Annotated in this window: 21 protein-coding genes and 1 riboswitch; of the genes, 7 read left to right on the forward strand and 14 right to left on the reverse strand. The window is 46.8% G+C overall.

Annotated features, from left to right (window positions below):
- Positions 1 to 53: 53 nt before the first annotated feature.
- The 4 genes from Q1A41_RS02385 to hutC all read right to left on the reverse strand — a co-directional run bounded on the left by Q1A41_RS02385 (position 54) and on the right by hutC (position 6,707).
- Complete coding sequence (locus Q1A41_RS02385; RefSeq protein ID WP_299974178.1) at positions 54 to 2,465, reverse strand: ATP-binding protein; 2,412 nt, start codon at positions 2,463 to 2,465, stop codon at positions 54 to 56.
- Positions 2,466 to 2,711: 246 nt separating this feature from the next.
- A complete protein-coding gene (hutH, locus tag Q1A41_RS02390) occupies positions 2,712 to 4,241 on the reverse strand; it encodes a histidine ammonia-lyase (protein WP_299974180.1) in 1,530 nt (509 codons plus the stop codon).
- An 11-nt stretch (positions 4,242 to 4,252) separates the two neighbouring features.
- The gene (gene hutU / locus Q1A41_RS02395; RefSeq protein WP_299974183.1) at positions 4,253 to 5,929 is read right to left on the reverse strand and encodes a urocanate hydratase; all 1,677 of its coding nucleotides are present in this window, start codon (positions 5,927 to 5,929) and stop codon (positions 4,253 to 4,255) included.
- A gap of 76 nt (positions 5,930 to 6,005) precedes the next feature.
- The gene (gene hutC, locus Q1A41_RS02400) at positions 6,006 to 6,707 is read right to left on the reverse strand and encodes a histidine utilization repressor (RefSeq protein ID WP_299974187.1); all 702 of its coding nucleotides are present in this window, start codon (positions 6,705 to 6,707) and stop codon (positions 6,006 to 6,008) included.
- Between the two features lie 335 nt (positions 6,708 to 7,042).
- On the opposite strand from hutC, the gene hutI reads away from it, so the two are divergent.
- Positions 7,043 to 8,245 (forward strand): imidazolonepropionase, encoded by a 1,203-nt coding sequence (hutI, locus tag Q1A41_RS02405; RefSeq protein ID WP_299974190.1) that lies wholly within the window; start codon positions 7,043 to 7,045, stop codon positions 8,243 to 8,245.
- Positions 8,246 to 8,359: 114 nt separating this feature from the next.
- A complete protein-coding gene (gene hutG, locus Q1A41_RS02410) occupies positions 8,360 to 9,352 on the forward strand; it encodes a formimidoylglutamase (RefSeq protein WP_299974193.1) in 993 nt (330 codons plus the stop codon).
- Positions 9,353 to 9,431: 79 nt separating this feature from the next.
- Here hutG and Q1A41_RS02415 read toward each other — a convergent pair whose 3' ends face one another.
- The 3 genes from Q1A41_RS02415 to Q1A41_RS02425 form a co-directional block, all read right to left on the reverse strand.
- Positions 9,432 to 9,647: an NF038104 family lipoprotein gene (locus Q1A41_RS02415; RefSeq protein WP_299974196.1), complete on the reverse strand. Its 216-nt coding sequence runs from the start codon at positions 9,645 to 9,647 to the stop codon at positions 9,432 to 9,434.
- A gap of 160 nt (positions 9,648 to 9,807) precedes the next feature.
- A complete protein-coding gene (locus Q1A41_RS02420; RefSeq protein ID WP_299974199.1) occupies positions 9,808 to 11,091 on the reverse strand; it encodes an MFS transporter in 1,284 nt (427 codons plus the stop codon).
- Positions 11,092 to 11,214: 123 nt separating this feature from the next.
- Positions 11,215 to 12,666: an aspartate aminotransferase family protein gene (locus Q1A41_RS02425; protein ID WP_299974201.1), complete on the reverse strand. Its 1,452-nt coding sequence runs from the start codon at positions 12,664 to 12,666 to the stop codon at positions 11,215 to 11,217.
- A gap of 138 nt (positions 12,667 to 12,804) precedes the next feature.
- A riboswitch (SAM-I-IV-variant riboswitch) is annotated at positions 12,805 to 12,934 on the forward strand.
- 214 nt (positions 12,935 to 13,148) lie between these two features.
- Between Q1A41_RS02425 and Q1A41_RS02430 the strand changes: the two genes are divergently transcribed.
- Positions 13,149 to 13,484 carry a hypothetical protein gene (locus tag Q1A41_RS02430; RefSeq protein ID WP_299974204.1) on the forward strand — a complete coding sequence of 112 codons (336 nt, stop codon included), beginning with the start codon at positions 13,149 to 13,151 and terminating at the stop codon, positions 13,482 to 13,484.
- Between the two features lie 36 nt (positions 13,485 to 13,520).
- On the forward strand, positions 13,521 to 14,699 hold the full coding sequence (locus tag Q1A41_RS02435) for an MFS transporter (RefSeq protein WP_299974207.1): 1,179 nt from the start codon (positions 13,521 to 13,523) through the stop codon (positions 14,697 to 14,699).
- 17 nt (positions 14,700 to 14,716) lie between these two features.
- Here Q1A41_RS02435 and Q1A41_RS02440 read toward each other — a convergent pair whose 3' ends face one another.
- Together Q1A41_RS02440 and Q1A41_RS02445 are read right to left on the reverse strand one after the other, a co-directional pair.
- A complete protein-coding gene (locus Q1A41_RS02440) occupies positions 14,717 to 15,838 on the reverse strand; it encodes a hypothetical protein (RefSeq protein ID WP_299974210.1) in 1,122 nt (373 codons plus the stop codon).
- A gap of 55 nt (positions 15,839 to 15,893) precedes the next feature.
- Positions 15,894 to 16,679, reverse strand: coding sequence for an RNA methyltransferase (locus Q1A41_RS02445; RefSeq protein WP_299974213.1), 786 nt, complete (start codon positions 16,677 to 16,679; stop codon positions 15,894 to 15,896).
- Between the two features lie 206 nt (positions 16,680 to 16,885).
- Here Q1A41_RS02445 and Q1A41_RS02450 point away from each other — a divergent pair, with 206 nt between their 5' ends.
- The 3 genes from Q1A41_RS02450 to Q1A41_RS02460 all read left to right on the forward strand — a co-directional run bounded on the left by Q1A41_RS02450 (position 16,886) and on the right by Q1A41_RS02460 (position 19,097).
- Positions 16,886 to 17,344, forward strand: a complete 459-nt coding sequence (locus Q1A41_RS02450) for a MaoC family dehydratase (RefSeq protein ID WP_299974216.1) — start codon at positions 16,886 to 16,888, stop codon at positions 17,342 to 17,344.
- A 50-nt stretch (positions 17,345 to 17,394) separates the two neighbouring features.
- Positions 17,395 to 18,309, forward strand: coding sequence for an SDR family NAD(P)-dependent oxidoreductase (locus tag Q1A41_RS02455; RefSeq protein ID WP_299974219.1), 915 nt, complete (start codon positions 17,395 to 17,397; stop codon positions 18,307 to 18,309).
- 188 nt (positions 18,310 to 18,497) lie between these two features.
- Positions 18,498 to 19,097 (forward strand): hypothetical protein, encoded by a 600-nt coding sequence (locus Q1A41_RS02460; protein WP_299974222.1) that lies wholly within the window; start codon positions 18,498 to 18,500, stop codon positions 19,095 to 19,097.
- 389 nt (positions 19,098 to 19,486) lie between these two features.
- Here the strand turns inward: Q1A41_RS02460 and Q1A41_RS02465 are convergent, their stop codons facing one another.
- The 5 genes from Q1A41_RS02465 to Q1A41_RS02485 all read right to left on the reverse strand — a co-directional run bounded on the left by Q1A41_RS02465 (position 19,487) and on the right by Q1A41_RS02485 (position 22,993).
- Positions 19,487 to 20,272: a hypothetical protein gene (locus Q1A41_RS02465; RefSeq protein ID WP_299974225.1), complete on the reverse strand. Its 786-nt coding sequence runs from the start codon at positions 20,270 to 20,272 to the stop codon at positions 19,487 to 19,489.
- A gap of 167 nt (positions 20,273 to 20,439) precedes the next feature.
- Positions 20,440 to 20,919: a YiiD C-terminal domain-containing protein gene (locus tag Q1A41_RS02470; protein ID WP_299974228.1), complete on the reverse strand. Its 480-nt coding sequence runs from the start codon at positions 20,917 to 20,919 to the stop codon at positions 20,440 to 20,442.
- The gene (locus Q1A41_RS02475; RefSeq protein WP_299974231.1) at positions 20,916 to 21,557 is read right to left on the reverse strand and encodes a trimeric intracellular cation channel family protein; all 642 of its coding nucleotides are present in this window, start codon (positions 21,555 to 21,557) and stop codon (positions 20,916 to 20,918) included. Before Q1A41_RS02475 ends, Q1A41_RS02470 begins: the two co-directional genes overlap by 4 nt.
- 50 nt (positions 21,558 to 21,607) lie before the next feature.
- Complete coding sequence (locus Q1A41_RS02480; protein WP_299974234.1) at positions 21,608 to 22,483, reverse strand: Rossmann-like and DUF2520 domain-containing protein; 876 nt, start codon at positions 22,481 to 22,483, stop codon at positions 21,608 to 21,610.
- 105 nt (positions 22,484 to 22,588) lie between these two features.
- Positions 22,589 to 22,993, reverse strand: a complete 405-nt coding sequence (locus Q1A41_RS02485) for a CBS domain-containing protein (protein ID WP_299974237.1) — start codon at positions 22,991 to 22,993, stop codon at positions 22,589 to 22,591.
- Positions 22,994 to 23,090: the final 97 nt, after the last annotated feature.

Below are 23,090 nucleotides of genomic sequence, written 5' to 3' on the forward strand. Positions count from 1 at the left end.
ATGAAATTAAGAGGGGCAAATGTGCCTCTAGCTGGTAATTTAGGCGCCCTGAGCTAACTGGTTTCAATTTCAGCTTCTGCATCTTTTGTCTTGCTTTTACTACCCTCTACCTTAGAGGGAGGAATCCCAAAATAGCTTTTAAAGAGCTGACTAAAGTGGCTCATTGAGTTGAAACCACATTCGAAGCAGGCCGTTTTGGTGCTGGCTCCTGCTTTTAGTAACTGTTTAGCGATTTCTAGACGATAGTTTCTTAACAGCTCGGCGGGGCCAGCGCCTGCTAAAGATTGTAATCGGCGACTGAGTTGGCGCTCCGAGACAGCCATATGCTTGGCCAACTGTGGGCTGCGTATTTCGTTGTCGGTATAGAGTTCGGAGAGTGTTTGCCTAAAGCGCTGTAAAAATTCATGCTCGCTTTTATTTTCATTGTTCTTCAATGAGTTGGGCAGCAGGGATGCTCTAAACCTCTCTTGAGCCGCTCGGTGAGTGTTCTTCCAGTTTCTTAACTTTTGCAGTAACAACTCAACACTGAATGGTTTGCCAATATAATCATCTGCTTGGGCTTGAATGCCTAGACGTCTACTCTGATTGTCGCTCTTGGCGCTGAGGAGAATCAAAGGTATGTGAGCAAAACGAAGGTCATTCTTTACGCTGTGACATAGTTCTAGGCCGTCAATATTGGGCATCATGACATCTGACACAATTAGCTCAATGTTGGCGCCATCATCTTGATTCAGTAGTTCGAGTGCGGCTTTGCCATCTATGCAATGACTGACCAAAAATTCTTCTCGCAAAGAGCGTATCATGAAATCTGCGAGTTCATTATTATCTTCTACCAATAAAAGTTGTGCTTTCTCCGTGTCTTCCTCTTTATTCGGAGCAAGTTCTATAGCCATTTTCTCCGCCGGGTACTCTATGCTATCGCCTAGATTTGCCTCAATCAATGGCAGCTCTAGAGTAAAGCAATTACCGCGTTGGCTTGTCTGAAGTGAAATTTTTGCACCGATTTCATCGCAGCATTCCTTTACAATAGCGAGACCTAAACCATGGCCTTCTTCTTGACTTTCGCCGCGAGTGAATCGTTCGAACAGTTTCGATTCAAGATCGGGGGAGATAAGTGGGTTTTCATCTTCCACTTTAATAGAATAGTATTTTTCACTTTCATCTAGGTATACAGAAATTGTTTTATCTGGGGGGCTGTACTTAATGGCATTGCTTAGGAGGTTTCCAAACATGGTTTCCAAAGCTTGATCGAAAAGTCGGATTTTTGCCTTTCCCTGAATTCTATTCTGTACCCTATAGTTGATTTTTTTCTGATCCAGCAGAGCGGTAAATCCGGCGGCTATTGTTTCAAGCTGCTGTGGTAAATCGATGACGAGCTCTTGCGGCTTAACCAGCTTGATCTCCGCGAGATTTAATACTTGTTCCACTAATGCTTGAAGCCTTTCAGAGTTACTTTGTGCTTGTACGAGCAGCTGGTTTTGCTCGTTACTAAGGTTTTCTCGGCTTAATAGTTCTAGTGGCCCGAGAACTAAGCTAAGAGGTGTCTTGAGTTCATGGGAAATGTTTTCGAATAGGCGTTGTTTTTCATGCAGCAAGTTCTGCAGCTCATTGGTTTTTTGCTCAACCAGTAAACTTAGTTTGGCTTCGCGTTGGGCTTGCTCTTCGAGTAACTGTTGATAATAATCTTCACTAAGTTGGCGTTGTTTTTCCTTTTCAATGATCTCCTGCTCAAAGCTCTTCGCAAGATCCCCATGATAGTTTTTAATGACATCTGATGATTGCATGTAATGAGCGAAAGGGCGGGTGAAAATCTTTCCAGCAAGCCACCACAAGCGCTTCCAGCGACTTTCTTTTTCCCATTTAAACCAAACTTCAGTCCGCGCCCCAGGAGAGCTAAACTCTTGCGCGCCATAATCGGTAACGTGGAAGCCAGAATGTGCCAAGATTGCAGAGTAAACCCCGATATTTTGCCGGGTTACCTGCTCATTGTGCTCGCAGCCAGGGTGATATCGAAGAGTTAGCTTAGCACCATCATCCGCAATGGAATCGGCAGTTACTGTTTTGGTACGGTTGTAAATACCATTGACCTGATTGGCCTTTTCAATAATGCCCTTTGGGCTCATAAGGCGCATATATGCAAGGATCGCGGTATTGAAAGTTTCCTTGGCGTGGCTAATGGTGTATTGGCCAGTATGGTAGGCATCAACTCCCATTGCGCTTAAGTTGGCGAAGAATTTTAAGTTAATTTCATTGCTATACCAGTTATTAACATCTAAGAAATATTCAACGTCTAGAGCTTTACCCATATAGCTGTATTGATCTGAAATAAGGGTATCTGGGTTGAGTATGTCAGCAAAGAGTTCGGAGAGCTTATCTTCACCCAGAATATCTCGTACGTAGGCGATTTTTCCGCGTGAATTTCGACAGCTAATGTGAGCGTGTTCAGTTCCAGAAATATCCTTCACAAGCAATCCTTTCTGCGCTGAGAATAAGGGGTAAGTTAGTAACGGCTAATCATACCTTGGGATATTGAATATTGCATGTGAAAGAGCGTGCTTGGTCGTTTTTTGCCCATAGGGTTTTATATTCGGAGCAGCTCCATTGAGAGCATGTGAGCAATTCGTCGCGTTAATCTATTCGGGGCTTATGGAGGGAAAAATTGCTAGGCCCAAAGGGCCTAGCTTTCGGCAGGGCTGCGCTTAGGCGCAAAATCAGTGGCTAATGCGAATATTTGTATCAACAAAGTTCATTAGCTTGCCGGAATTGATCAGCTCGGCGGCTTGCTCAATATCAGGGGCGAAGTAACGGTCTTTGTCGTAGAAGGGCACTAGGGCGCGCAATTCGGTTTTGGCTTGCTCTAAAGTCTTAGAACTTTTCAGTGGTGTACGAAAATCCAAGCCCTGGCAAGCTGCCAAAAATTCTACCGCTAGAATACCGCAGCAGTTTTCAGACATATCTTGTAAGCGCCTGGCCGCAAAGGTGGCCATGGATACATGATCTTCCTGGTTTGCTGAGGTCGGTAAGCTGTCCACAGAAGCTGGGTGGGCCAGGGTTTTGTTTTCACTGGCCAAAGCGGCTGAGGTTACCTGGGCGATCATAAATCCGGAGTTAACACCACCATTATTTACCAAGAAAGGTGGCAATCCGCTGAGCTTCGAATCAATCAATAGAGCCATTCGGCGTTCAGATAAAGCACCGATTTCAGCGATAGCAATGGCCAAATTATCAGCGGCCATGGCGATTGGCTCCGCGTGGAAGTTACCGCCAGAGATAATGTCGTCTTCCGCTTGGAATACCAATGGGTTGTCGGAAACTGCGTTACATTCAGTCAGAATAATATCGGCCGAGTTACGAATCTGTTGTAAGCAGGCTCCCATCACTTGCGGCTGGCAGCGAAGCGAGTAAGGATCTTGTACCTTTTCGCAATTCTCGTGGCTCTCTTCAATCTCAGAGTGATCTAGCAATGTACGATAAGCTTGCGCCATATCGATTTGCGTTTGATGGCCGCGTACTTCGTGGATACGGTGATCGAATGGAGAGCGTGAGCCTTGAGCGGCGTCAACACAAAGTGCACCGATAACGGTTCCGGCGGCCAACATATTTTCGGCGGCGAACAAGCCTTGGAGAGCTAATGCAGTTGAGGCCTGGGTTCCGTTCAGTAGAGCCAAGCCTTCTTTTGGCGCTAGCGTTAAAGGCTCCAAGCCCGCAAGCTCAAGTGCAACCTTTGAAGAGATAACTTGGCCTTGGTAGAGAGCCTCACCTTCACCGAGAAGTACACAACTCATGTGGGCGAGGGGGGCGAGATCACCGCTGGCGCCGACCGAGCCCTTTATTGGGATGCACGGGTAAATTTCTTTGTTCAGTAAGGTTACCAGTGCTTGAATCACTTCTAAGCGAATACCAGAAAAGCCGCGTGCCAAGGAATTAATTTTTAATACCATTAATAAGCGAACTGTTGCTTCACTCATGAACTTGCCAATGCCAGCGGCATGGGAAAGTACAATACTTTTTTGCAGCACTTCTAGCTCGGAAGCATCGATGCGAGTGTTAGCTAACAAGCCAAAGCCGGTATTAATACCGTACACAACGCGATCTTCTTCAATCACCTTGGCTACGGTAGCAGCCGATTTATGAATAGCTTCAAAGCAGCTAGGGTCCAGCTCAATTTTATGAGGAGCCAGATCCAGTTGTTTTAGTTGGGCCAAGTTCAACTGACCCGGAATAATGTTTAAAACTTGCATGGCAATATCCCTTATTGGTCAAGCATCGGAAGATTCAGGCCATTTTCTTTGGCGCAGTTAATCGCGATATCATATCCTGCATCGGCATGACGCATGACGCCGGTAGCCGGGTCATTCCACAGTACTCGCCCTAAACGTTGCTCGGCTGCATCTGTACCATCTGCAACAATCACTACACCTGCATGCTGACTAAAGCCCATGCCAACACCGCCACCGTGATGTAAGCTCACCCAAGTAGCGCCACCGGCCGTACTTAATAGCGCGTTCAGTAATGGCCAATCAGAAACCGCATCAGAGCCATCTTTCATGCTTTCGGTTTCACGATTAGGTGAAGCTACTGAGCCGGAATCTAAGTGGTCGCGACCAATAACGATTGGCGCTTTAAGCTCACCACTTTTAACCATTTCGTTAAAAGCCTTGGCCAAGCGGGCGCGATCTTTTAAACCAACCCAGCAGATACGGGCGGGTAACCCTTGAAACTCTATTCGCTCACGGGCCATGTCCAACCAGTTATGCAAATGGGCATCATCTGGAATGAGCTCTTTTACTTTGGCGTCGGTTTTGTAAATATCTTCTGGATCACCACTTAGGGCAGCCCAACGGAAGGGGCCAATACCTTCACAGAAAAGTGGGCGGATATACGCCGGTACAAAGCCTGGGAAATCAAAGGCGTTTGCAACGCCCACTTCCTTGGCCATTTGACGGATGTTATTACCGTAATCCAAAGTCGCTGCGCCGCGCTCTTGCAAGGTCAGCATGGCTTGCACCTGCACCGCCATAGATTCTTTCGCCGCTTGTACAACAGCCGCTTCATCTTTTAAGCGCATTTCGGCGGCTTTTTCCATGCTCCAGTTTTGCGGCAAATAACCGTTAAGTGGATCGTGGGCACTGGTTTGATCCGTTACCACATCAGGGATGATATTGCGCTCAGCTAGTTCAGGGAATATATCGGCGGCATTACCCAGTAAGCCGATGGAGATGGCTTTGCCTTCTTCTTTAGCTTCGTAAATCATCGCCAAGGCTTCGTCTAGGCTCTGCGCCTTTTTATCCAAGTAGCGATTAGATAAACGAAAATCGATGCGGCTTTCATCGCATTCAACCGCGATCATTGAAAAACCTGCCATGGTTGCCGCCAGTGGCTGAGCGCCACCCATGCCACCCAGACCACCGGTTAATACCCATTTGCCGCTGGCATCGCCATCGAAATGTTGACGGGCCACTGCGCCGAAGGTTTCATAAGTACCTTGAACAATGCCTTGGGAGCCAATATAGATCCAAGAGCCGGCGGTCATTTGGCCATACATCATCAGGCCTTTTTTATCGAGCTCGTTAAAGTGCTCCCAGTTGCCCCAATGTGGCACTAGGTTTGAGTTGGCGATCAAAACACGTGGCGCATCGGCGTGAGTTTTGAATACACCAACAGGCTTGCCGCTTTGAACCAGCAATGACTCATCATCTTCAAGATTGGTAAGAACTTCCACAATCTTGTCATAGCAGGCCCAGTCGCGAGCAGCGCGGCCGATACCGCCGTAGACCACTAAGTTGGCCGGGTGCTCAGCAACCTCAGGGTCAAGATTGTTCATCAGCATGCGTAGTGCAGCTTCAGTTAACCAGCTTTTGGCGGTTTTTTCTGTACCGGTCGCGGCTTTGATCAGCCGCTTCGGATCGTGGCGAGTATCAGTTGTCATAAGTCACCTATTTATCACTGGGCTTGTGGCCCGCTTTACTGTGTATTTGTACCTTGTGTGTCAAACAAGAGAAAAATTATTGTTTTACGTGGCCGCCCAAACAGTAGCGGTCACCGGGGTGTATTAATGTTGCCAAGCTCACCACACCTTTAGCCGACCAGGTACGTCGGCTAATTTGTAGGCAAGGTGACATTAGATCGATGTCTAAAGCGCTGGCAATTTGTGCGTCTACTAGCACAGCTTCAATTTTGTGGCTGGCTTCGGTTAAAGGGGCTACTTGGCTTAAATAAGCATTGGGCGTGCGTTGACTAAAATCTTGGTGCAGATATTCAGGAGCCATGCTTGGATTCACCAAACGGTCTTCCCATTGCAGCGGAATATCGTCTTCATAATGCACGATCAAGCTATGGAATAGCTCCGTTCCTGGTTTTACATTTAATAACCAAGCTTGCTGCTCATCGGCAGGGCAGTTTTCCATTTTTAAAATTTCGGCGCGGTAGCGGTGGCCACGCTGCTGGACTTCGTCGGCGATATTGCGCACTTCCATCATCGAAGCTACCGGCCTTTGTTCTGCAACAAAGCTCCCTAGGCCGGGTGTTCTAATGAGTAGGCCATCGTCCGTTAAAGCTTGCAGGGCGCGGCGAGCGGTCATACGGCTAACATCAAACTGCTCACATAATTGATTTTCAGAGGGCACCCGATCGCCAGGGCGCAAGTCGCCTTGGTTAATTTGAGTTTCGATATGTGCCTTTATGGTTTCAAAGCGTGGTGTCGCCATTTATTCCCTGCCTGGTTTGTTCCATTGCTTAGGGTTTTCCCTGCGGATTAGGAACAATTAAGGTTGTCTATGGTTGTATATACAACTAGAATGCCATTAACTTGTCAATCTTGGCAAGCGATAATGTCGAGAAAAGCAGTGGCCCAGGGCCTGTTAATATAACGGCAGTCCGTATTGTTAGAGCTAAAATCATCTTAATCGCGGCGCGAGGCGCGCGGTTTAGTCTCGCTAAATGAGCAACGAGCAACAATGAATAAAGTAATTTTAGCTTTAACAATACAGGCTGAATTCGTGTTAACAGGCCCGAAGGGCCAATAAGCATAAAAGGCCTGAAAATGCTGGATCAGCTGATAGAAAATGTTCATCTCATTACTTTAGACCCAGAGCAGCCAGCTGCTTATGGTTTACTGGAAAACGCCTGGTTGGCCATTGATCAGGGCAAAATCCACAGCCTAGGGCAGGGTGCTGCGCCAGAGGCCGAATTGACGGTTGATGGGCAAGGACAGTTTATTAGCCCAGCACTGATTGATTGTCATAATCATCTTATCTGGGGTGGTAATAGGGCGCAGGAATTTGAATGGCGCCTACAAGGGCGCAGTTATCAGGAGATAGCCCAAGCGGGCGGAGGAATTGCCAGTACCGTAATGGCTACGCGAGCGGCAACGGATGAAGAGCTCTACCAAGGCGCAGCGCAGCGTTTGCAGGCATTGCTGGACGAAGGTGTCACAACTATCGAGGTTAAATCGGGATATGGGCTAAGTTTAGAGCAAGAACTGCGAATGTTGCGCATCGCCAAACAGCTATCGGCCGAGTTTCCAGTTCATATCAGCACGACCTTATTAGCAGCCCATGCCCTGCCGCTGGAATTTAAAGACAATGCCGATGCATATATAGATCTTGTTTGCCGCGAAATTATTCCGGCAGCTGTAGCCGAGAAGCTTGCCGATGCCGTCGATGTGTTTTGCGAGGGAGTTGGTTTTAGTCCTGCTCAATGTCGTCGGGTTTTTGAAGCCGCCAAGGCCCATGGTTTGGCGGTCAAAGGCCATGTAGAGCAATTAAGTGATCTTGGTGGAGCTAAGTTGGTGGCTGAATTTGACGGCTGGTCAGTGGATCATATTGAGTATTTGCAAGCAGCCGATGTCGCGCACTTAAGAAAATCAGATACAGTGGCCGTATTGCTACCGGGTGCTTTCTATTCGTTAAAGGAAACACAGTTGCCACCAATTGCCGCCTTACGTAATGCCAATGTTGCTATGGCGGTTGCGACAGATTTAAACCCTGGTACATCTCCTTTGGCTTCGCTGCGTCTAGCGATGAATCAAGCCTGCGTGTTATTTGGTTTAACACCGGAAGAGAGTCTGCGTGGCGTCACCCAGCATGCCGCCCAAGCTTTGGGCTTGTCGTCTCACAAGGGACTGCTAAAAGTTGGTTTAGATGCTGACTTGCTCATGTGGAATATAGGACACCCTAGCGAGCTGAGTTATGGTTTTAATTTAGTTAAACCTGCGGCCATTATTCGTGAAGGTAATTGGTTGTAAGCAATTTTGGCATTAGGCTTTTAGCTTATGGCTTTTTAACGCTAGCCTTTTAGCTAATGGCTCTTACAGCCTTAAGCTCTTAAAATACTGATAAATAATAACTGAGGTATGCTGATGTACAGCCCATTTGATGCGAAATTATGGCAGGGCCGGGTGGATGACGAGGAAGATCGTCCTGCGCCACGTTGGCACCAAATTGTTAAGGATTTTGATCGGGCTGCCGGTAAATTGGAGCAAGCTCCGGTTTTACTGGGCTTTGCCTGTGACGAAGGGGTTCGTCGCAATAAGGGGCGAGATGGTGCTGCAGAAGGCCCAGCAGCCTTGCGTCAAGCTTTGGCCGGTTTAAGCTGGCAGCCGATAACTTACTTAGGTGCCGAGCTGAAAGAAAGCTTATTTGATGCCGGTACTGTGACCTGTGTTGGCCCAGACATGGAAGCGGCTCAGCTTGAGTATGCCCATAAAGTCGCGAAGATTATTCAATCGGATGGTTTAGCGATTGGCTTGGGTGGTGGTCATGAAATTGCTTGGGCGAGTTATAGCGGTTTAGAAGCTGCGCTGCGTCAGCAAGATAAGGATGTAGCACAATTGGCGGTACTCAATATCGATGCGCACTTGGATCTTAGAAAACCGGCTGAGCATGGTTCTTCCGGAACGCCTTTTCGACAAATTGCTGAGCATCGTGAGCAGCATGATTGGCCTTTTCACTATGCATGTTTCGGAGTAAACCCCAGCGCAAATACGCGTGCTTTGTTTGATTTTGCCGCTGAAAAGGAGGTTTATTGGCGTGCCGATGTAGATTGCACGGAGTTAGATCTTCCTGCGATGGATTTGGCGCTACGCGATTTTCTTGCGGATAAATCCGGCCTTTACCTGACCATTTGTTTGGATGCGATCTCAGCGCCCTTCGCTCCGGGTGTTAGTGCGCCATCGGCCCTGGGCCTATCACCAAATGTCGTGCTTCGTTTAATTCACCAGCTGCGCCAAATTTGTGATGAGCTAAATGTGCCTTTGTTGCTGGTCGATGTAGCCGAGATGAATCCTAAATATGATATTGATGGTCGTACCGCAAAGCTGGCGGCACGTCTTATTCAGGCTTGTGTAGAGTAGAGGCGAGCACAAACTAACATGGTTGGGGCGAAAGCCCCTTTAGCAATTTCTTTCAAAGTAAGCTCTAAATCCGCCCCCATCACTCTTCATCATTATCAGGCTCATCGTCTTCCTGATCTTCGTCATCGTCGTCATCGTCTGGAATCGCAGCATCGACAACGGCGACGGTTCCTTTTACAGCAACTTTTCCAACGCCGATGACCGTAGATGCGGCCGCATCGGCAATGGCGACGACGGTACAGCCTTGCAAATTTAAAAGAACAAAAATAGAGAATGCTAATAGAAGTGTTTTCATAGAGTGGGTCTTAATGGAGTCGGGAATTGCAAATGGTGGCAGCAATAAGTCCAAAACACAACGTACTATGTTTACGGGCTGGGCTATATGGACAGGATTGGCTCTCGAAGGTTCAAAAGCGCGGCTTAGGAATCAATACCAACATCTAGTTTTGCAGCTATTAAAAGCGAATGATTTTATGAAGAAACACACCGCTAATACTGGCGGCAACACATAAGAAAAATAAAGGCCAAATATTCACTTGGAAGTTACTGTCAGCCATGATTTGCCCTACTAAAAAGGTACCCAAGCCACCACCTAAAATCATCGCGGTGCCGTTAAAAATACCAGAGCCCTGAGCGACCAAGTGTTGGGGGAATAGGCGTTGAACGACTGGGTGCTCACAGGCGGTAAAGGCCGTAATGCAGCATACCCCAAGGGTGAATCCCAGCATGGTGACCATGAGTGACTCTTGATTAAAGGATAGAAATAAAGTTAGACCGCCCAAGAAAAAGCAGATGGCTGCGTTTAAGGCCCGGCGACTGGTCTTATCGCCTATCCACGTGAAGGCAAACAAGGCCAAAAGAGAAAAGGCGTAGGGCACGGCATTGAGATAGGCAAGGTCTGAGTATTCTACGTCATCTCGACTGGATAAATAGCTAGGCATCCAATTGCTGATGCCAACTGCCAGCATATTATTAAAAACCCCCATGCACTGGGCGGCAATATACGCAGGGCTGCGAACCACTTGCCATAAAGCATAGCGTTGTTGCTGACTGCTGTTATCAAAATCGCTGTGATCGTCTTGCTTAGGTGGGTGGTCTTTAACAAATAGATATACCAGAGGAAGGCTTAGAATCAAGCCAGCAATTGCCAGCAAGTGAAAGCCACTGCGCCAACCAAAATGGTGCATCACCGGCACCAGTAATAGTGGTCCGGTTAAGATAGCCATAAATAAGCCTGCCATCCAAATACCGGTGGCTCGGCTGCGCTCATTATCGCTAAACCAGTTTTTGGTGAGCTGGTTCATCATCGGAACGTGCGTACCTTCAGAAATGCCCAGCAAGATTCGGCTGGCAATAAAAACCAATAATAAATGACTGAAAACAGCGCCAAGAGAGGTAAAAACAGACCAAAGTACAATGATAATAAGAAGGCTTTTTCTTGGCCCTAGCCGCGCTGCAAATGGCGTTAAAAATAAATTGGCCAGGCCATAAGCCATATAAAAGCAGCTCATCAATAAGCCGCCATAGTACTGTTTATCGCTGAGGCTCCACTGCATTTCTTCTGCGATTAGTGGTAGAGCTAAGCTGATATTCATGCGGTCCAGATAACCAATGTACATGGTTACCATCAAAACCAAGGGGATTTTCCAGCGGCCTGGGTGCTGAGCGCTTGGCGTGGTATTTCCTGCCGGTACTTTTAGCTTGGCATTTTGAGCAGCACTTGTTTGCGGGGCTGACATAGGGCGAATTCTCGCTCAGCGTTCTATTATTTGTTGTTATGAACCTGCTCACCTTAATCTAAGCTTAAGGTGAGCAAAGCCCCAAAATTCAACTGTGCAATTTAGCGGGTATTGTTCTAAAAGTTAAGTGCTAAACATACGATTTACAAACTCAGTGATAAGTTGGTCACGTATATTATGCGGCATGGCGTTTAATAGGTTATTAATTTCATCCATATTTTCAGGTGGCTCGCTGCCATCACCACCAAACATAGCGGCTAAGTCACTAAATAATTGTGGGCTTGGATTTTCAAATAGGGCGGCAATTTCTTCAGGCAACTCGACCATGGCAGCTTTGGCTTCATTATTGTCCAGTTCTTGCACACATTCTTTTAGATCGACTAAAAACTCTCTAAATCCATGTAAGTTTCCATGGCTGATGGTGAGGTGAATATTGGCAGGTGAAGCGCCAAAGGCGAATTGTGGCTGAATGTACCAGTTGCGCTTCTTCATTTGTTCGGCGAGCTTAAAGACATCAATTTTATCTGAACTGAAGGCCAGTAGATTCATTCTGGCATCACCTAATAGATTGAGTTGTGGGATGTCCGCGATAGCACCACGAATTTCATCGGCAGCGGCCTGGGTTTTTTCAACCAGCTCCAAATAGCCTTGTTTACCTAACTTATTCATAATGGCCCAGCAAGCAGCGACAGGGCCGGCACTTTTAGTGGACATCACTGTAGGGTTTATTACCGAGTAGCCAGTCCAGCCAGACCAAGCAAAGTATTGGTGGCGGCGCATTAAGTGGCCATGCTTATACAAAATAGCGGAGGCACCCTTAGCGGCGTAGCCCAATTTGTGGAAGTCCATAGATATCTGAGTAACGCCAGGTACGGAGAGATCAAACTCGCCAGTATCAAAGCCGAGCTCTTTCGCAAATGGCAGATACATTCCGCCGACACAGCAATCGACATGAAACAAGATGTCTTTTTCTAAAGCAATTTCACCCAGTTCACGTACCGGGTCAATAACACCGTGTGCATAAGAAGGCGCTGAGGCTACCATCATAATGGTATTGGGAGTAATCGCCTCGGCCATAGCGGCAGGGTCGGCAGTAAAGCTAATCGGGTCTACCGGCACCACAACGGGTTTGACATCAAAATAGTGGCAGGCCTTAAAAAAAGAGGCGTGTGCTGTTTCCGGAAGTAATAATTCAGGCTCGCGGATTTCTGGCTTATTCTCTCGCGCAAAGTCCCTTGCGGTTTTTACCGATAAGAGCAAGCTTTCGGTACCGCCACTAGTAAAGCTGCCCTCGGCTTCAGACCCGCCGTTCATAAGGTCTAGGGCCATACGCAGCACATCCTTTTCCAGTTCCATCGCCGAGGGGAAGGTGGTTGGATCCAAGCCATTCTCGGTTAGGTACATATTGAAGGCGTCTTTCAAGAGCGACATGGCCTCGGGGCCGGCGTCGTAAACGTAGGAGAAGACACGGCCCTCGCGCCAATTAAGGTCCTGCTTTTGGCGGTCTTTCAGTTCCTTTAACAGTTCCTCACTATCACGTCCTTGCATTGGAAATACGGCGTTTTCTTGGCTCATGGTTTTCTTCTCGATATCAATTTCTATGGCTTAAGTCCTTATTGGTACCATGGTACCAATAAGCTGATTAATGATACAAGAGGCATTGTTGTATTGATTATCCCTTGACCAGCTTGATTGCTGCCGTTAGTATGCTCGCACTTTCATCCAGAGGGTGGCATTTCGCCATCGCCAACCTGCCAACTTGGGCAAGGTGGTTGCTGAGAAGGGACGACATAAGATCGTTCCCAGCGATGAGGCTAGCCGATTTACAAGACAAAGTTCTTGAATCGCTGGCAACAAAGCAAGGCTTCAGGCATATCGAATATCGAGCCCTCACTGGATGTGTTTTTTAACACTAAACCTTTGAGGGCTTTTTTGTGGCTGTCTATTTGAACACGCTGTTCAAAATGTACTGTGGTAAATCCGATTTATTGCCAGAACGAATGTGAAGCTAATCCCTTAGCTATCACCTTTGTACTGTCATAATTTTGGAGAACATCATGTCACGGGCCATTGATTTTTGGATAAGAAGTAACAGCCCCTTTTTAGGTTTGAACCGCAAGCGCTGTGTCAGCGAAATAAATCGTCAGAACTGTTTTAAGGCTGGCGTTTTGTTGAACGATTCTTTGTACTTATATTTAGCCGAAGGTAAAGTACCCGGTAAGCGGGGCTCAATTTTTGCGTTGATCGCGTATAATCCTTTGAGTAAAACTACCCTTTGGCAAAAGAACTATACATGTCTGGATACGGCTATAGAGCAATGTCAGCTACAAGTTGTCGCATTAGCTTTACCGACACCTTGTCAGCAAAGTGCATCGGAGAACGACGCGGCCTAATTTGTTGTTTCAGTTGTCGCTGCCTTTTGGTGGCCTATGAATAAAATGCAACGCTACCTGGGGGTGGTGGGCAGCGCCTCTTTTGCCAATGGTATACAAGTGGTGTTGTTACCTTGGTTGGCGCTGCTGAGTTTAAATTCATCAGCACAAGAGCTGGGCTGGGTGCAAGCTAGCGTCTTATTACCGAGCTTATTGCTAATGCTCGCCGGTGGGGTCTTGGCTGATCGCTACCCCAGCGTGAAATATTTAGCAGCTTTATATGCCTTACTGGCGCTAGCTCACTTCTCATTACTGGGTTTGTTGCACGCAGATAATCTAGAGCTGCCCGCTTTAATTGTCTACGGTATGGCTATCGGTGCCATCAATGCCTTTATTCAACCCTTGCGCGAGCGCCTATTAGCCAATGTTTCGAATAGCTCCGTGCAACGTTCTGTTAGTTGGGCCAGCTTTTTTCAGTACAGCTTACAGGCCAGTGGCGTATTGTTAGCTGGGCAATTAGATCAAGTAGGCATAGGCTGGGTGTTAACTCTACAGGTCTTAGCTTTATTAGTGGCTGCTATTTTGTGCCTTAGTTTGGGGGAGGTTCAAGCGAAGCGTTTTGAGCTTGCCGCTTGGTCTTATGGTTTAGAGTATTGTTGGTGCAATAAAATTACCCGTAGTCTGACCGTCTTGGTCGCTTTTAATGGCTTTTTGCATATTGGTGCCTTTGTGGTGGTGCTACCGCTGTTGGTGCGCGATGTATATCAACGCAGTGCCGATTTTTATGCCTGGTTGCAGCTGACCTTTGTGATGGGAACAATCATGGCTACTATGGGCTTGCTGCGCAGAGCTGAGGTCAAGCGACCCGGAAGGGCCTTGTTTCTATGTGTGCTCTATGCAGCACTGATTATGCTCGCGATCAGTGCGGGGCCCTTACTCAATGGCTTATTTATCTTAGTGTTTTGTTGGGGCTTGCTAACCGGGGTTTCGGCCAGTTTGGGACGCAGCTTAATGCAAAGCCAAGCGCCACAGTCCTTACGCGGGCGTTTGTTATCAATTTATCAGCTGGCATTATTTGGCTCGGCGCCTCTAGGGGCGATTGCTGCTGGCTACGGTGCGCAGCACTTTGGCTTAGCGTTGGTGTTGCAGCTCTCAGCAGCAGCCAGTATTTTATTGTTTGTATCGGCTTATTTTTTTAAAAGTCTTTGGCAGGCAGAGTCAATTCAAAACAACTAATATCTTTTCGAGATTTTTTATCCGCATATTGCTGGAATCTGTTGCTCAAAGAAAGCTATGCGATGCTTGATGGTCTTCTGGATAGTTTCTTGCTTGCCTTGACTCAGGGTTTCGGGTAAACAATTGAGAAGGTAATAGGGTAAATAAGATTCGGCTAGATCTTCAGTGTAAGGACTTTTCATAGCGTAATCGGAAATGACAGTTTGATCCTGACTTTGCGCTTGCCACCATCTGTGGTCGTTCCTGAACTTAGGGTCTAGCGCGATGTGTGTCATCTCATGAAAGAATGTACTGTCGATGACACCGTATTGCTTTAATTTATTGAATGTATCAACCCCCATGGTAAAGCTGTGCTCTGAATTATTGGCACTTGGCCAGCCTTCTCCTGGATGTAGTTCAATTTGCTTGCTGTGTTTGGCTAGATAGTGCGGGATGCGGGCAGCTATAGCGGCGAGCTCATCTGCCAATTCTTGCCTTTTTTCTTCTGCGATGCTATCGATAATTACAAGCCTTAAAATTTGCCATGGCTTAGCTTGTTGTGGTGTAGATTGCGTGTTAGAAGGGCCAAGTTTCACTTCAAAAACTTCTGCGGATAAATCTTGTTTATTGTTATTTTTGGGGGTGCGTAATGATAGTTTTTTTATTCCACTGGAATCGATAGACAGAATATTGCGAGCTTGGCTAAAGGAAGTGTTTCCTAACAGTTTTACTAGGTAGCCAGTACTTTGAAAAGGCGCCTTGAAATCCGCCTTGTGGAATTGACCGTTGTTGAAATACAAATCCTTAGATTGCCCGTAAACGATAGCTTGTACTCTCGTATTACCGATCATAAAACAAGGCTTGGGTTTGTCATTCTTGCCGAGGCTAAAACGATGGCCTTGCTTTGAGGTGAACCGAAAGCTCTGCTGGGCGGCAAGTTGTTTGAACGGGTGAGCGGTCCCGTTGTTGTCAATCCAATGAAGCTTAATTGGCTCGCTCGACTGGTTGGCAAAATAGACGTTGTGTTTCTTTGAGGGTTTACTCTCGCTGGCAGAGCAGGAAGCTACGTTTGCTCCATAACTGTCATTGGCACTGCCTAGGCTGATAAAAGCCAATATCAGTAGCAATTTAATAGATTCGGTGAAATGGTTTGTTGGCATCGGACATTCCCTGTCGTTGGAAAACGAAAATTTAACAATTCATGCTAGGCATAGCCTAAATTTGTCCCCTAAAAGCAATCAAGCTGGCCGTCACCGCAACATTTAAAGACTCGACATCGTTATTCATTGGAATGGCCAACATTTTATTGCAGCGTTCGGCGACATGTTCGCTTACGCCATGGGTTTCATTGCCGAGTACAAATATATTGGCGCGATTATCGGGGACATCTTTCAGTTGATTTTTTGCGTGTGAACTTAGGCCATATACATCGGCTGGGTTTTCTTCGTGTTGGCGAAAATCATCTAGGCATTTGTGCAGCTGCTTACAGCGCAAAATGCGGGTTCGAAATAGGGTGCCGGTACTGGCTTTAATTACTAGGGCATCCAGCTTGGCACAACCTTTCTCGGGTAAGATTAAACCATCGACAAAACCTGCACAGACCGAACGAATAATCATTCCAAGGTTTTGTGGGTTGGTGATGCTGTCTACCGCCAACAACTGATAATTGTCTCGGCTTGGTTCATTTAGAAAATCTTGGTAATTACCATATGCACTGCAAATCAAATCAGCGGCGACTCCTTGATCTTGCTTGGCATTTTTAGAGATGCGCGAAAGCTCTTGGCGATCGTGGTACAAAATTTCGGCGCCTTTGGCTTTGGCCAGTTGGCTAATTTCTGTGATGATGCCGTCGCTACGATTGCTGCTTGCAAGGTGTAGGCGGTGAATTTTTACACTGTCGTCCTGCAGCGCTTCAAGTACGGGTTTGCGCCCAAAAATAGTTAGCAGGCTCTCAAAAAAGCGTTTGCGCTCTAGGTACTCAGGGCTGTCATTTGTGTTCATAGATTGAAACTACATTAAGGAAAACAGAGGGCGCAGTATACCGACATTGCGGTTAAAACTGACAGTTTCTTGGCCCTCTAAGATGATTTTTAATTTTTAGTGCTTAACAAGGTGCACCGGCGTGAAAAAATCGGTATGTTTACTCTTCATATAAGTTATTGTTTACCATTATCACTATTCATAATATTTATAAGGTGCTATTTAACATGAACATTATCAAGCGGGAAGATATTGCATCGGCAGTGGGTAAAGTGGCTGAGCCAAGCGCGTGGCATACAGTAACCCAAGAGCAGATTAACGCTTTTGCCGATTGTACTTTGGATCATCAGTTTATCCATGTTGATCCAGAAAAGGCGAAGCAGTCACCGTTTGGCACCACTATTGCCCACGGATTTTTGAGCTTATCTATGCTGTCTCATTTTTCTGAAACCGCCGGTTTTATGATCGAAGGCACTCAGATGGGCGTAAACTACGGTTGTGATAAAGTACGCTTTTTGGCACCGGTGAAGGTGAATAGCCGAATTCGTGGTGTGGCTAAGTTGATGTCTATTGAAGAGAAGCACCCAGGCCAATTTATGGTGAAATCTGAATTTACGGTAGAGATTGAAGGTGAAGCAAAACCAGCCTTAATCGCCGAGTGGATCGGAATGTTGTTTGTTGCCTAAGGGTAGCTTGTAAAGTTTGTTGATTAATATTGCTGGCAAGAGGAAGAGCAATGAGTGTTGATTTTAGCGGCCGCGTGGCCATTGTAACGGGTGCTGGTAACGGTTTAGGTCGTAGCCATGCTTTAGAACTGGCCAAGCGTGGTGCCAAGGTTGTGGTGAATGATCTCGGTGGTGCGCGCGATGGTACAGGTGCATCCAGCGCGGCAGCTGATGAAGTGGTTAAGTTGATCACTGATGCTGGTGGTGAGGCCTTTGCTCATGGCGCCAATGTCGCGAAGTTTGATGAAGTGGAAGACATGGTTAAACAAACCATGGAGCTCTGGGGACGAGTTGATATTTTGATCAATAATGCCGGCATTTTGCGTGATAAATCTTTCAGCAAAATGGAACTGGCTGATTTTCAGTTGGTGATGGATGTTCACGTTATGGGCACCGTCAACTGTACTAAGGCCGTTTGGGAAATCATGAAAGAGCAGCAATACGGACGTATTGTAATGACCACTTCTTCCAGTGGTCTCTATGGCAACTTTGGTCAGACCAATTATGGTGCTGCAAAGATGGCTGTGATTGGCTTGATGAATACCTTAGTATTGGAAGGCCAGAAGTACGATATTCGCGTGAATGCACTAGCGCCAACAGCGGGTACTCGTATGACGGAAGATCTGATGCCAGAAGAAATTTTGGCCATGCTGAAGCCAGAGGCCGTAACAGCCGGTGCAATGACCCTCGTTACTGATGATGCGCCGAATAAGTTTATTTTGTGCGCTGGTGCAGGTGGATACGCGGCGTCTAAAATCGTTGAGACAGACGGAATCTTCCTGCCTGAATCCGAGCAGAGCCCTGAGGCGGTATTGGCCCAATGGGATGCTGTAGTGGCTTCTGAAGGTGAGCGTGAGCTAGAAAGTGGCGCGAAGCAAAGTGAGAAGTTCTTAACTAAGGCTATGCAAGCTTTACAAGGCGCTTAATCGCACATCTGGGCCCCCAAATCGCTCTGTTGTTGGGTGAGTTTGGGGGCTTATTTTCATATCAGCAAATCTGCATGTAACCCATCGCAACATTTTCTCGTCTAATCGTAGATAGTGACCATATCGCCGCAGGGTCTATTTAGCCGTGTTATGGTTCTTCTTCTAAGAAAACGTATTGTGGGGGCAGTATGCAAATAATAGGAAGCTCGGCCGTATCCAAAGATCGGCATTCAAAGATGGCCGTTACGGCTGTTATGACAGTTTGTGTAGCGACGTCTATTGCGCTTGCCAACGCTGGTGTTAATGATGTCTCCCATACGCCACTCAGCGACAAGTCTAGTTACATCAATTCTAGTTACACCCATTCTAGTGACATAGAGCTACAGCAAGCTATCGGCCCCCAGTATTGGCAAAGTGGTTTGGGCTCAGTTGGTCAAGCCTACAGCGAAAAACCCCAATCCTTAGCGATCATGTCGAACGTATCCAGCTATAGTTTTGCGTTTTCTAGCAGTGCAATCAGCACTGTGATGGATTTTGCCCCCAAGCGCTGTGAAGATCGCCGCTTGATTCAGTGGCCGGCTCCAGGTTACTGGGATGAGTTGGTGCAAATTAAAGATGCCGCCCGCCACGGTGAATGGCAGCAGGCTTTCAGTCTGTCGTTGGTGCAGCTGAATCAGTTGGGCGAGCGCAGTACCCAAACGATTAGCCGTATCAGTCTGGCGGTCAATGCGGAGATTCAGTCTTTGCTTGATTATCGTCGTCGTTTAATGAGTTTATTTGGGCGTTAGTACAAGTCTGTAGGTCATCCAAATGCTCGAGTTTAGGTTTGGGCTTTAGATGGCTAACAAAACCTCAGTTGTTTCACTGAGGTTTGTTGTGTTGAAACTTTCCTTCGGAGCTCTATCAAAATTATACATATTGAGTTTGTCCTGACTTCTAGGGAGACCTTTTAGCATAGTTCTTTATAGGAATTGCGAAGGTAAGACTCTAGCTTGGGGTAGTGATTTGGAGCGACTAGGCTCCTGGATGGAACGGGTGGCTGCATGGATGCAGCGTTGGAGCGGAAAAGCACTGCCCCAAGCTAGAGTCTGGTCGGAAGCCATTTAATGTAAAAAGCCCGATATTGTCGCCAATATCGGGCTTTTAGAATTGGTGGGTTAGCGTTAATCGCTAATGATCAAGAATGCACACCCTGTTTTTGCGCTTCTAACTTCTTACGATATTTAGATTGAATAATATCGACAATAACCAGCACAGTAACAGAGAAGTAGAAAGTGGCTTTAGACATCGGCTCTACAGCATGACCAAAGAGTTTAAGGTGGGCTTGATGGCCACCTTCACCCAGTAAAACCACGCCAACAATTAATAAAATAAACAAGCCCAAGACTTCATATTTACGGTTTTTCTGAATAAATTCCGTGACTCGATCGGCCAGCAAATACATGGCGGCGCCAGACGCTAGAATTGCTACGGCCAATACCGCGAAAACATCAGTGATGGCTAGGGCAGAAAGAATAGAGTCAAAGCTGAAAATCAGATTCATAAAAACAATCATGGCCGTGACTTTCATGGCCGAGCTTGCACCGCGATCGCTGTGCTCGGTTGCTAAATCATCGATCGACAATAAATGAAAGATCTCTTTGACCGCCGTGTACATAATAAAAACACCGCCAAACAAAAAGACGATGGTGGCAAAGTTAAATGAGCCCTCAATTACCCCTGTCCAATTGATATCAAAGAAGGGTTCGGTCAGTGAAGAGATCAGTTTGATCATCACAAATAGCAGGATTACCCGCAAGGCAACAGCAATGATAATCCCCCAGCGACGCACTGCAGCTTGTTGGGCAGCAGGGGCCCGCTGTGATTCGATGGAAATATAGAGCAGGTTGTCAAAGCCTAATACGGCTTGCAAAAAGATGAGTACCGCCAAATTGGCGAAATTTTCGACACTTAAGAGTTCCATGAAAACATCCTGATGTTTTAACTTTTATAGTCGTGATTATTGGTACAGCTTATTGTAGATATCCTAAGCCAAGCTGGCTATACATGGGCTTAACAATCTTATCGGTAGGCCTTAAGTAATTGCCTCAGATAGCTGTCTTTAGTCAGGGCGCTTTTCGCAAGAGTGCTTTAGCGCACAGTTGCCAGGTACTTGCCAGTATAGCGTGCGCTGGCACCTGTTTGCTGTTGAGATGAGTTGGCCTGACCGAATATCTCGACATCCACTGTTAACTTGGCGCGGCCCTCTTTTTCGAGTTTACCCGAGAAGTTCTCTAGGTCTTCCGAAGGCACTTTGGCAATACTATAAAGATCCGCCGTAATGGGGGCATTAAAGCTCTGCTCACTGTGATAGACGACAACCTCAGAGGGTAGATTAAGCTGGCGGCTAATTAAGGTCACAAGGCTCCAGCCGGAAAGGGTAGCCAGGGTGGCAATGCTGCCACCAAAGGCCGTGTTCTTATCGTTAAGGTTGGGCGCTAGGGGCAGCTCGGTATAGAGCTCAGCCCCGGCTTCAGGCGCGCAGCTAAATTTACAAAAGCGAAACCCCATATGTTGGCTTAGGGGAATATCGCGATGAATCTCAGAGTTAAATCCTTCTAGATTTATCATTTCTTTTTGAGCCTGTAAGGGTCGCGATCACCAAATACCGGTAAGCCCCAGTGCCAATAAATGGCGGCCATACGTAAGAAAAATATGATGCTCATTGAAATAGCCGTGGCCAATAGTGGCTCCATGCCTAAAAATTGCAAAGTGATATAGCTGGCGCTGCCCAAAATGCAAACAGTGGCGTAGAGCTCTTGTTTTAAAATCATCGGGGTATTTTGTACCAGCACATCTCGCAGCATTCCTCCAGCCACGCCAGTGGCCGTTCCCATGATGACGGCAATTAAATAACTTACCCCCACATCAAGTGCTTTTTGAGTGCCGACGATTACAAAAAATGCTAAGCCTAGGGCATCAGCTGTTAACAAGACTTTTTTGGGTAGATCACCATAGATTCGTAAAACAATTACCGTAATAGCGGCGGCGGAAGCGATGGTATAAAACACGCTATTATCCTGAATCCAAAATACTGGCACATCCAATAGGATGTCTCTAATGGTGCCGCCGCCAATAGCCGTTAGTGAAGCTAGGACTAAAACACCAAAACCGTCGAGCTGTTTTCGGTGTGCTAATAGAGTACCTGAGGCTGCAAATACGGCAATGCCTAAAAAGTCGAAGATGGCAAACCATAGTTGGTTGGTCATTTGTTTTGCATCTCTTTAAATTACACTTTCGATTTATATTCTAATCGTTTTTAAGATTCTAATAATTCTTTGAGTTCCAGCAACTTGCTTTGTACTTCTTTGGCGTTTTCTCGCCTTAAGGCTAGGCGTGTTGTGTGTTTCGCCATGTCTTGGTAAAGCTCCGCCAGATCGTCGTCATTATTTTGCAGAGCTTGCAGTTGTGCAATGACAAAATCGGCATCACCACGTGCAATTGGCCCAGTTAAAGCACTGGCTGGTCCCTGCTCTCGGATGTTGGATAAGCTGCCCTCGATTAGGGGCTTTAGCAAATTAGCGGCGAGCTTATTGTCGATACCAGCTGCCGAGAAGGCCTGGTAGCTAGCATCTAATAATGGCGCCAAATAGTTGCAAGCGATAACCGAAGCTGAATGGTACAGCCATTTATTGCCGGAAATGGCGAAGCAGTTTGCTCCAATTGTTTCAAAGGCAGAAATAAGTATTTCAAGTGCCTCTTCGTCACCCTCATAAGCGCAATAGCTGCCGGCAAACCCCAAAACTGACTGGCTGGGTTTTGCAAAACTATGAAGAGGATGAATGCTGGCGGTATAAGCGCCAGCTTTTTTTAGACTATGTAATGTACTGCTGTCGAGGGCACCGCTGCAATGAAATACGATATCACCCGCTCGGATAATTGGCAGCAAGTCTTGGCAGGCTTGCTCAAAGGCACTGTCGGGGGTGGCAATTAGCCAGAACTCAGACGATTGAAGTTCGCCTAATGAAGCTGCGCATTGCGCTTGTGAAAGCCCGATAAATTCTTTCGCTTCTTGGCGTGAGAGTTTTTGGCGAGAGTATATCTGTTTTATTTCAAAACACTTTTTGTCTTGCAATAGCTTCGCTAAGGTTTGCCCTAGGCGACCGGCACCAAAAATAGATAGGGAAGAGGGCATAACTGGAAGTCTCATAGCTTGGCGTTAAAATGCCATTATAAGGCTCCCAGTGCTTATCGTCAGCCCGCAACTGCAGGCTTAGTGATTTCGCTAAGTGGTAAAGGGTTAATCGTTTTCAAGCAATGCTTGCAATACATGCTTGCGGCTAATTAAGCCGACCAGTTTTCCATCGCGTACAACCGGATAATTTTTGGGTTTATTGCTCATCATTGCTTCGGCGAGTTCGATAATACTGCTATGGGGATCTACGGTAACCGGGTCATTAAACATAACACTGGTCACCTTGTCTGGGGCTTCGTGATAAAAAGACCCGTTAAGCATGTCCTTCATACAATCGTGTTCGGAGACAAAGCCGACAACATTTTGTTGCTCATCAACAACTGGTGCCCCTAAAACACCTGCTGTGAGTAAGCTGTCGACAGCTTCTCGTATGTTGGCAGTGTGGGGGATCGCATGTGGGTCGTGATCCATAAAATCAGCAATGGTTAAGCTTTTAACGGCCAGTTCCATAATCAGCTCCTTGTGCAGCAATGGTAATGCCTCTGCCATTCTCAATGGTATAGGGCTAAGTTCATATTAGCCCTGGCTGCATGCTTCGACAAGTTGA

The organism is uncultured Pseudoteredinibacter sp. (genome assembly GCF_947502065.1).
Lineage (GTDB): Bacteria > Pseudomonadota > Gammaproteobacteria > Pseudomonadales > Cellvibrionaceae > Pseudoteredinibacter.